9 protein-coding genes are annotated in these 8,320 nt (G+C 30.4%); all 9 read right to left on the bottom strand.

Features of this window, described 5'->3' with window-relative positions:
- Positions 1-343: 343 nt before the first annotated feature.
- The 9 genes from Q0F58_RS15520 to Q0F58_RS15480 all read right to left on the bottom strand — a co-directional run bounded on the left by Q0F58_RS15520 (position 344) and on the right by Q0F58_RS15480 (position 8,214).
- Positions 344-2,824 carry a VapE domain-containing protein gene (locus Q0F58_RS15520; RefSeq protein WP_294378547.1) on the bottom strand — a complete coding sequence of 827 codons (2,481 nt, stop codon included), beginning with the start codon at positions 2,822-2,824 and terminating at the stop codon, positions 344-346.
- 255 nt (positions 2,825-3,079) lie between these two features.
- Positions 3,080-3,307, bottom strand: a complete 228-nt coding sequence (locus Q0F58_RS15515) for a hypothetical protein (RefSeq protein WP_294378542.1) — start codon at positions 3,305-3,307, stop codon at positions 3,080-3,082.
- A 1-nt stretch (position 3,308) separates the two neighbouring features.
- The gene (locus Q0F58_RS15510) at positions 3,309-3,548 is read right to left on the bottom strand and encodes a hypothetical protein (RefSeq protein WP_294378540.1); all 240 of its coding nucleotides are present in this window, start codon (positions 3,546-3,548) and stop codon (positions 3,309-3,311) included.
- 1,600 nt (positions 3,549-5,148) lie between these two features.
- Entirely contained in the window at positions 5,149-5,433 is a 285-nt protein-coding gene (locus Q0F58_RS15505) for a helix-turn-helix domain-containing protein (protein ID WP_294378537.1), read from the bottom strand.
- Between the two features lie 4 nt (positions 5,434-5,437).
- Entirely contained in the window at positions 5,438-5,788 is a 351-nt protein-coding gene (locus Q0F58_RS15500; protein ID WP_294378534.1) for a type II toxin-antitoxin system RelE/ParE family toxin, read from the bottom strand.
- Between the two features lie 217 nt (positions 5,789-6,005).
- The gene (locus Q0F58_RS15495) at positions 6,006-6,932 is read right to left on the bottom strand and encodes a tyrosine-type recombinase/integrase (protein ID WP_294378530.1); all 927 of its coding nucleotides are present in this window, start codon (positions 6,930-6,932) and stop codon (positions 6,006-6,008) included.
- 144 nt (positions 6,933-7,076) lie between these two features.
- A complete protein-coding gene (locus tag Q0F58_RS15490; protein WP_294378527.1) occupies positions 7,077-7,289 on the bottom strand; it encodes a hypothetical protein in 213 nt (70 codons plus the stop codon).
- 156 nt (positions 7,290-7,445) lie between these two features.
- Complete coding sequence (locus Q0F58_RS15485; protein ID WP_294378523.1) at positions 7,446-7,661, bottom strand: hypothetical protein; 216 nt, start codon at positions 7,659-7,661, stop codon at positions 7,446-7,448.
- Positions 7,636-8,214, bottom strand: coding sequence for a phage protein Gp27 family protein (locus tag Q0F58_RS15480; protein ID WP_294378520.1), 579 nt, complete (start codon positions 8,212-8,214; stop codon positions 7,636-7,638). Before Q0F58_RS15480 ends, Q0F58_RS15485 begins: the two co-directional genes overlap by 26 nt.
- Between the last annotated feature and the right edge of the window lie 106 nt (positions 8,215-8,320).

The following is an 8,320-nucleotide window of genomic DNA, read 5'->3' as shown; positions in this document are numbered from 1 at the left end:
GCATAGAATAGATTAATCCATAGAGGTGTCTTCTTTAGAAGTAAGTGCAACTAAAAAATATTTGGTTGCGGTTTGGTTGCGGTTTGGTTGCGGTTTGGTTGCGGAAATAAAATTCATATTTGTGTTGTTTAAATATATTGATCACATATTGCAACCAAAAAATATAATAAAAATAAGTGGCAATTATATAATACCTTATTAAGCAAATATATTACTGAATTTCACCCCCCCCTAATTTAATAGGAAAATTGGTTGCATTGGTTGCACTATGTTAAAAAACAACATAGATACGTTTAAAATAGTGCAACCAAATAATAATAATTTTGGTTGCACTATAACTATATTAATCTTTACTATACATTTTTTGGCAACCATAGGGTTGAACCCTTAACGCTTTACCAGTTTTATGCCACCCCAAAGCAGTTAAACTCCTACTAATATCAAGGCTGATTTTTCTTTCAATAGGTTGGTTCAATTCGTAGCCGTATAATTCGCACATAATTTCTTTAACTGATACACGGTCACGTCTGTAAACACCAGTACGTCCTAAACTCTTAGAGGTATCTTCTCCACTCTGTACGGCTTGTATATATCTTTTTCTTTGGTCTAAAGTCATACTATACCATTCTTGTGGTGGTGGCAAAAGAATATCAAGAAAATTATATATATCACTTTGTAATGGGCTTTCATCAAAGTGGTTTCTTTGTTCTTGCTCTGCTATTGCTAATATGTTCCCGTCAGTTATATATATTTCCTCACCTTGTTTATAACGTTCCAAAGCCTCTGCCCATAGTTGATTGACATATTCGGGTGTTAATTCTGTATCAATATTTTTAGTAGCATTTCGGCGGTCTACATCAATTGGATAATATCGGCGGTCGCCTGTTTCATCTTTTAAAAAATCATAGTTATTAGTAGTCCCCAAAAAGATACATTGACGTTTTAATGTGATTGGATTTCTTGCATAAGGCTTTCTATAACTATCTTGTTGACTTGCAATAGCTTGTTTAGAACGTTCTTTAATCGATTTTTGGAATGCCGTACCCTCTCCCAATTCTATAAGCCATTTGCCTTGTATACTTTCGTAGAACTCTTTACCATCAAATGTAGTTACTCCATCGGTAAACCAATCTTGATTGATTGCAAGTTTACTAATAAATTTGGATTTTCCTAATCCTTGGCGACCTACAAACACTGTGCAAGTATCATATTTTATTCCAGGTTGAAATATTCTTGCAACTGCTCCAATGAAAGTAATAGAGGCAACTTTTTGAGTATATATATTATTTTTCGCCCCTAGGAAATCGGAAAAGACTGTATTTACTCTTGGAATACCGTCCCATTTCAATCGGTTTAAATGTTCTCGTATAGGGTGATACCTATTGTTATATTCTATAATATTACAAACATGGTTTATATTTTCGATTGAAACACATAAATTATATTGTTCCTCAAGATATAATTTAATCATACTTTCATGAACGTCTTCCCAATCAGCACGGTTAAATGTTCTCATATTAGTCAATTCATTGTATTCTATTTTCCCTTTGTATGTGCTATCATTTTGTAATATGATTTTTATATTATGTAGGCTTGATATTATATTACCTTTTTGAGATATTCTTAAAAGATTATACCAATCAGGAATAGCACTAGAAGTGGAATTATTTCCGTTGCCGTTGTGATGGGCGACTATGTTATTATTTTGTTGGTTGCTCTGGGTTTGCTCTTGTTCCAATTCTTTTAAATAGGCTTGTTTATCAATCTTTAAGGCTTCTTTTTTGCACTGTTCTAATGATGTTTTAAGGGCATTTTTATTATTAATTAAAGCCTCATTGCAATCCTTAGCATTATTGAATAACATATTAGTATTTGCAACATAATATGGTATCTTATTCACTCGGCAGAGAGTTATTAATTTTTGTGTGGCTTTTTTGCCTCCATCATCATTATCTAAAGCGATTATAAGCACATTATTAGGATTGATTTTATATTCTTGGAATAGTTTATCAATCATTGAGGTTGAACCTAATCCAACAGCATTAAAACCTAGTTGAATAGCTGATAAACAGTCTATTTCACCCTCAAAAATATAGCAATATCCCTCATTATTAATTAAAGCCTCGCTATTGAATATATGAACGTTTCCTACTTTGTAAGCCTTTACAAAATACTTGTATTCTGGATTTGGTTTACCATTTGGAAGTTTTTTAGGTGGTTCTGGTGTTGTTATTCTTGCTAAATAGCTACATTCCGAAGTGGGTATTATTATTCTTGGAGTGAGCCACTCTCTTTTTATTTTTCCAAAATATTTCCATTTAGTTTTAGGGTGCAACCATTCGCCAAAATATCCAATATTGAAACGGCGTTGAACCTCTGGGGAAATGCCTCGTTTAGTTAAGTAGTCACTAAATCCTATGGTGTGTTCACAAGCTCCAACACAAAGTTTGATTTCATTTTCTATGAAATTTTTTTCTTGCATTGGTGTTTCATCAGCGTTGGAAGTCTGTTTATTATTTGCAATAGTTCCAGAGTGTGTATTGTAATCATCACTTATATTGTACATAGCTTTAAGCCTTGTAAATGCCGTTTTAAAGTCTATTCCCTCAAGTTGTTGTACATACTCGAATATATCCCCTGTGGTTTTGCCTTTATGGTTTCCACTAAAACACTTCCATTTAGTTCGGTTAGAATTTGGCACGAAGTTAGCTCCATCACTACTACCACATATTAAACAATTAAATTTTGGTTTAGTAGTATTTATGCCCATAGAAGATAAATAATCCTCTAATTTACTTTTAAGATAGTCTTTTGCATTGTTCATAAAAAATCATTCCTTTTTTCTTGAATTTAATTGACAAACAAGCAAAAAATATGATATACTATAAACATAATATAGTTTTTTGCTTGTTCTTAAAGCTCTCCTAATTGCGTTGTTGGAGGGCTTTTGCAATTTTCAAGGAGTTTTTATTATTATTCTACTCAATTCAGTAGTTGGAGTAAAATTTTATAAGTTCGTTTAAAAGCACTTTTAAGTTTTCAAAAATTACCATTTAGGTAATCTTTTACAGTTGCCATATTATTTCAATTCTTCTATAAGTTTCATAGCATACTTGAAACCATTTATAAATCCATAGCGTTGATAGTTTCCCATCACACAGTATACTTCATTAGCCTTTTTGTTATCGCCTTGTTTGGCGAAGTCGTTGGATAGTCCCTCAACCATGTCAAGCATTTCTTTAGGCTCTTTCTCGTCGTTGAGTTCTGCCCAAATTTCGTATAAATTTTCTATAATACTATCATTCATATTAATGTCCTCCATTCTGCGTAGGTTTCTTTTTCTTTTGTGGATATTGTTTTTCAAATTCTTTTTTATTTGCTATTGCTTGAGGCAATGCCTTTAATACTCGTGTTAGTCTATCATTTGGAATGGCTTTAAGCCTAAAAGTTCTTGTAAGCCATTCTGTTGACACGCCCATTGCCTGAGCTACTCGCCAACATTCCACATTGTTTTTGACAATTTCAACTTTTAATTCTTGTCCAGTCATATGCTCTACTCCTTTCAAATTAATTTATTCCACTAAGGTAAGATTAGAACTTATAGCCTCTATGCGTTTGGTTTGCTAAACGTGTATTTACATTCCACTAAGGTAAGATTAAAACTTAGAACTATACTAATCCCTAGATATTACACTCTAGATTTACATTCCACTAAGGTAAGATTAAAACCCCTTGTGTTCTCTATGCTTCAACATAGAGAATATAGGGAAAAGGATAAAATAGAAAGAATGTTGTAACCTTGCTAACACTACCAAAAAAGCCCCTATGTGTTGCAAGATACAACGCATAGAGGCTATAAATTCATTAGATATATTACACCCTAGAGGTTTAATATATGTGTTTCCGACCTTTTGTCATTTTTTAGGATATCCAAATAGTTAAATTTGTGCCGTCATTGACAACATACCACCAACATGATATAATATAGATATAAGCTATATGCTTATACTCTCACGGTAGTAAGCCGTAAACACTCTATAAAATTTATTGCTTGTCTATGCCTTTTAAAGACTTGCTTTAAAGTGTTTTGGGTTGTCGCCAAACTTCCCTTAACACTGGAGTGTTTTAATTTATATTTCCAAAGCCTTGACCGTCGCCAAACGGTTGGGGCTTTTTCATATAATCAAGATTACATTTATTATTATAGCATTACTTTAAAGTGTTGTCAATGACATAAGAAAAAGTTTGGATATTATGTCATTGCATATTTTTTTGAATTTTTTAAAAGGCTTTTAAAAGCCTTTTAAAAGGTCTTTAAACGCTTTTTAAAGGCTTGGAAATGCAAGGAAATAATTATGCACAAATATAGTATTAATATAGCTGAAAAGCCAATTTTTATACAATAAAAATCACCTAATAAGTGGAAAATATTATAAATAATTGGCAATTAATTTCTTATTAAATTTTATTTCTAAAATACTTTTTAAAAGTTTTTAGAACACTTTAAACCCATAAAATTAGTATTTGCTTAAATTTCCGAAACTACTATTTTAAAAATTTTAAAGCCTTTTAATTTCCATAAAAAAATTGGACTTTATGGGTAAAGCCGAATAATAACGATTTTATTGTGTGAAAACTCGGGCAATTGGTGGGATTTATCGAATAATCAAGGGTGAATAAGAACACTCTTAAAAATTTCGTTAAATCCTAAAAATTGCTTGTTTTTGTTATAATCAAAGTAGTATCATCAAAATGTAGCCCCGTAGTTTTTTCTTTGCGTACTGGGGTACGCTGAAAAAATCTGGAGAGAATTTTTTTGAAAATATTGCGTTAAATACGCGTTTAGCGAAATTTTTTTAGGGGCATTTTTTTCCCTTTTCTCTTATTTTGTCTTTTTCATATTTTTAGTCGTTTTCAATCCTCATAGATACGTGGGGTTTTAGTATCCTCTATTTTGGAGATTTTTTTTAAAGTTAGTTTTTAGAAAAATTGTATTTTTTTGACCTAAAAAATAGGGTTAAAAAAGACTTAATTGGAATTTTTATCCACGATATATTTTGAAGTTTAACGAAATTTTTAAGATAATATATTTTATATTTAACAAAAAAAGAAATACTCCAAAGGATTAATATTCCTCTGGAGTATCTTTTACTTTTGTACAAACTCAATTCTTAAATCCATATTCATAGCTGTTGCAATACGTTGTAATGTTCTAAGATTTGGACTTACATTGCCTCTTTCAATCTTACTGATATCAGCTTGATTAATTCCAGTAAGTTCAGATAATCCCTTTTGGGTTAGATTTTTAGACTTTCTAGCATATATTAAAGCCTTAATAACGTTATATTGTGGATTTAAGTTCTCATATTCTTTTCTAAACTCTTGGTCTGCTTGTAATTGCTCGTTTAAAGTTTCTCTAAAATTCTTACTCATAAAATCACCCCTTAAACCTTGTTAAATAATCATCACGATACTTTTTAGCTAAATCTATTTCTTTTCTTGGAGTTTTCTGCGTTTTCTTAGTAAATCCATTAGTTAGAATTATTTTCTTATCAATATAGAAAAAGTATAATACTCTTGCTATGTTATTACTTTGAATAGTTCTTAATTCAAATATTCCATCTTCTAAATGGCTCGAAGTTGGTCTTCTTAACTGATTTCCCTCTAGTTCCAATATTTCTAAATCATGAAATATTTTAGCTTTTAATTTTTTATCTTTAACTGATAGTATATAATCCTCAGCAGGTAAAGAACCATCTTCTTTTTCGTAGTATTCAATTGTAAACATTATTAACCGCCTTTATAATATTGGTTTTCTCCCATATTTATTATACACTATTCAAATAAATAAGTCAATAAAAATATGGATAAAAAAACATATTTTATTGAATGGTTCTCATAATGTCAAATATGAGAACCACTTTTTTTATTATATCCAGAGTAACCACCAATAAGAAAATAACTTCATGGTCGCCCATCACAATGGAAAAGAAAATAATTTCCTCCTACCAATTAACCACTTTATTAATCTTAGTCTTTTGTTCTTCTGTTGTCATTCTGGTATATATGGAAGTTGTCTTTAAGTCACTATGTCCCAATAAATCGCCCAATAAGGCTATATCATTGTTTGATTTTAAAAACATTTTAGCAAAAAAATGCCTAAAAGAATGTGGATATACTACATTTAGAGGTAACTCTGCTTTTTCCCCTACCTTTTTCAATATATTGTGTATCCCTCTAGTAGTTATTTTATTCCCTTTGTAATTTTCTATTAGATATGTACCATCATTACAATATATTTGTAGCTCTTGCACTAGACTTGTAGGGAAATATATACGCCTTGATTTATTAGCCTTACTTATAATATCTACATAACCATGTTTTAAATCTTCTACTTTTAAATTAACTAATTCCGATACTCTAACACCTGTATTAGCTATGATTTTAGCAATTTTCCACGCATTTATATTATATCTTTCTGCATATTCTATAAATCGTTGGTACTGTTCTTCATTAATAGCATTATCACAAAAATTTCTTGTTTGTACTTTGATATGCTTAAAATCATACTTAAAATTTGCAAACTTGCAATACTTAGAAATCGCTGTAATCTTTGCGTTATATGTTCGTGGATTGCAATGCCTCAAGCTATCCTCAAACGCTCTTAATGTGGTATGGTCTATTTTCTTGAACTCCTTGAAAAAGATACCACATTGACGTGAATATGTATCAATAGTGTTATAGGATAATCCACTATCACGCATATATAATATAAATTCTCTCTTTTTATAATTATTCAGTTTATCAATATCGAACATTTGAATATTTCTACCAAAGTTTGAAATGTCTTCACCCTCTAGGAGCTTTGAAAGTCTATTTATAACTCCTACTTGTTGATTAATAATTGAAAGATATTCCTGTTCATTATCCATATACAAACACCTCATTTATTGATTGCCGTTGTGATGGGCAATTAACTTAATTATTTCTATTGAAAAAGAAATGCTTTTATTGGGCTTATCCTCTATGATATGAGTTATATTTTTATGCTCTCCAGATACTCCACACCCTAGAGGCTATATATTAGTTTTTGTTATAGCTATTTGAATGGTAGTATTGCATACACAATTGGAAAATTTATCTTTTACCATATGTTCAATTTTTCCTATTGCTTTTAGTTGATTTCTTTCATCTAAAAGTCTAAACCATGCTAATAGCTCTATTTCATCATTAGTTAAGGTATGTATATTTAATTCTTTCTTTTCTACCATTACTATTTTATTTTCCATTCATTACACCTACTTTTAAGAAATATTCTATATTTAAGTTCTCCTATATATTTCAATTGTGTTCTATAATCCAAACGTTTAAATAAGCCCAATGCCTCTACTTCATTACTAGTTAAATCCGATTTATTGAAATCCCTATTTTTAAGCATAATAATTTTATTTTCCATGGTTTCTATCCTCTATTATTAACTTAACTAATTTATTTATATCAGTTTGGAAACTCTCCAAAACATAACGTTTTATTATTCCTACAATTTCACCTAATTCTATACTTGTTTTTGAATATGTTCTAACTAAGGCTATAAAGTGCCTTTCTCTTTCAGTCATACCCATAGAAAAGAAATCCTTATTTATTGGGATTGGTTTCTTCATTTTGAATACCTCTAAATTTTTCGTCAAGATACTTCTTTAATTCTCTATATAATTGTGGCTTTTCGTCTTTTAATGCCTCAAATATCATACTTTCAAACTGTTCTAAGCCATTTTCTAACGTGCTTTTATTCTGTAAGTCTATTTTTTTCTTATATGCGATTGCTCTAGTAAGTGCCACGGCGTTTCTAGTAATTTCATTTATATCCATACTTTGACTTTCTGGAAGTTGTCCCATATTTCCTAATAACTGATTTGAAAGTATTCTTAATAAAGGCTCTCCAAAGTCTATATTATTATATATTTCAGTTTCCTCGGTTATGGCTCTAAAGTTTTCGTTTATTATCCTTAAAGTTTGCAACGTCTGGATTAGGTTACTTGCATATCTCTGTATTGCTGATTTTGAAACACTATTACCCGTGCTTTTTATATATTCCACAATATCGTTATATGTAGAGTTATTTCTAATCATTCCATCTACTTTCTCCTTAATCTCTGGGTCTAATTTCTCAACTGCATATTTTCTTCTTTTCCTATTCTTTGATTTTCCGTCCATATTTTATTACTCCTTTCAGTATTCTCCAAAAACGGATAACTTTCTAACTTATTTAATGAATAGCATTGAAAAAGGAACTTTCCTAGGCTCGTGCAACGTTATAACC

Origin of the sequence: uncultured Clostridium sp. (assembly GCF_934754915.1) — a bacterium.
Classification (GTDB): domain Bacteria; phylum Bacillota; class Clostridia; order Clostridiales; family Clostridiaceae; genus Clostridium.
This window is presented reverse-complemented; position numbering and strand designations above follow the sequence as displayed.

Coding starts and splice junctions, on each gene's coding strand:
- Q0F58_RS15480 (WP_294378520.1), bottom strand. CDS start 8,214: ATGGACGGAAAATCAAAGAATAGGAAAAGAAGAAAATATGCAGTTGAG.
- Q0F58_RS15505 (WP_294378537.1), bottom strand. CDS start 5,433: ATGAGTAAGAATTTTAGAGAAACTTTAAACGAGCAATTACAAGCAGAC.
- Q0F58_RS15520 (WP_294378547.1), bottom strand. CDS start 2,824: ATGAACAATGCAAAAGACTATCTTAAAAGTAAATTAGAGGATTATTTA.
- Q0F58_RS15510 (WP_294378540.1), bottom strand. CDS start 3,548: ATGACTGGACAAGAATTAAAAGTTGAAATTGTCAAAAACAATGTGGAA.
- Q0F58_RS15500 (WP_294378534.1), bottom strand. CDS start 5,788: ATGTTTACAATTGAATACTACGAAAAAGAAGATGGTTCTTTACCTGCT.
- Q0F58_RS15485 (WP_294378523.1), bottom strand. CDS start 7,661: ATGAAGAAACCAATCCCAATAAATAAGGATTTCTTTTCTATGGGTATG.
- Q0F58_RS15515 (WP_294378542.1), bottom strand. CDS start 3,307: ATGAATGATAGTATTATAGAAAATTTATACGAAATTTGGGCAGAACTC.
- Q0F58_RS15495 (WP_294378530.1), bottom strand. CDS start 6,932: ATGGATAATGAACAGGAATATCTTTCAATTATTAATCAACAAGTAGGA.
- Q0F58_RS15490 (WP_294378527.1), bottom strand. CDS start 7,289: ATGGAAAATAAAATAGTAATGGTAGAAAAGAAAGAATTAAATATACAT.